Source organism: Allobosea sp. 05T433 (genome assembly GCF_056396065.1).
Genome location: NZ_JBFTKS010000102.1, coordinates 1 through 1,356 on the forward strand (window position 1 = coordinate 1; position 1,356 = coordinate 1,356).

Here is a 1,356-nt window from a genome sequence, read left to right on the forward strand (position 1 = left end):
GCGGACAACCTGATCGGCCAGGGCGGCGACGATGTCCTGATCGGAGCGGGCGGCAACGACACGATCTCGGCCGGCGACGGCAACGACTTCGTCGATGCCGGGGAGGGCCGTGACGTGGTCTTCGGCGGGGCCGGCGACGACGTGCTGCTTGGCGGGGCCGGCAACGACCTGATCGATGGCGAGGCCGGCAACGACCGGATCTTCGGTGGCACCGGCGACGACCGGATCACGGCCGGGGCCGGCGACKACACGGTGGTGGCGGGTGCGGGCAATGACGTGATCGTGGCGACAGTGGGTGACGGCAACGACGTCTATTTCGGCGATGACAGCGACGGCGGCACGGGCATCGACACGCTCGACATGTCGGCGATCATGGCGAACCTGACGGTCGATCTCGGCAACGGCCTGCTCGGACGCGGCAGCGCGGTCAGCACGGACAGCGGCACCGACACGCTCTGGAGCATCGAGAACGTCGCGACCGGCGCAGGTAACGACACGATCACGGCCAGTGCGGCGGTGAACGTGATGGARGGCGGGGCGGGCAACGACACCTTCCGCTTCGAGAGCAAGGAAGCGGCGGATGGCGACACCATCCTCGACTTCGAGCCTGGCGATAAGCTCGACCTCTCCGGCATCGACGCCAATGGCGCGCTCGCCGGCAACCAGAGCTTCACCCTGACCARCGGCCCGGCCTTCACCGCCACGGCCCAGCTGGTGGTCTCCTACGAGACCCGGGCCGACGGCGACTACACCGTGGTCAAGGGCAATGTCGACGCCGACGSCGATGCCGACTTCCAGATCAACCTGAAGGGCAGYCACACCCTGACCGSCRGCAACTTCRSSYTCTAGAAGCCGYGCCGTCCGGCCGGCGGACCCCGTGTCCGCCGGCCGCCTTCCTGCCGACKGCTTCTCCTTTTGACGGTTTGCGATCATGGCACCTTCCAAGGCACAGACCTCCGCCCGCAAGCGCGATGCCGCCAGGCTGACGCTCGGCTTCCGCTCSGCCTTCCTCTTCCTGTTCGCGGTCTCGGGGCTGATCAATGTGCTGGCGCTGACCGGCTCATTCTACATGCTGCAGGTCTATGACCGGGCGCTGACCTCGGGCAGCGTCCAGACGCTGGCGGCGCTCTCGGCGCTGGCGATCGGGCTCTATTTGTTCCAGGGCGCCTTCGACGTGATCCGTTCGCAGGTGCTGGTCCGGGTCGGGGCCAGGCTCGACAAGGATATCGCGCCGCTGGCGCACCGGGTGGCGATCGACATGCCGCGCTTCGGCTTTTCGAGCACCGAGGCGCTGGAGCGCGGGCGCGATGTCGACACGGTGCGCGGCTTCCTCGGCAGCCAGGGGCCGGGCGCGCT

The 1,356-nt window shown here is 68.5% G+C and carries 1 protein-coding gene and 1 pseudogene; both read left to right on the forward strand.

Translation table 11 applies throughout. The features are described 5' to 3' along the window. Positions 1-849, forward strand: an 849-nt coding sequence (locus tag AC1DGP_RS35195) for a calcium-binding protein (protein ID WP_476833288.1), incomplete at its 5' end; no start/stop codon positions are given. An 82-nt stretch (positions 850-931) separates the two neighbouring features. Then, positions 932-1,356 (forward strand): annotated as a pseudogene (locus tag AC1DGP_RS35200) (type I secretion system permease/ATPase); the annotation flags it as partial.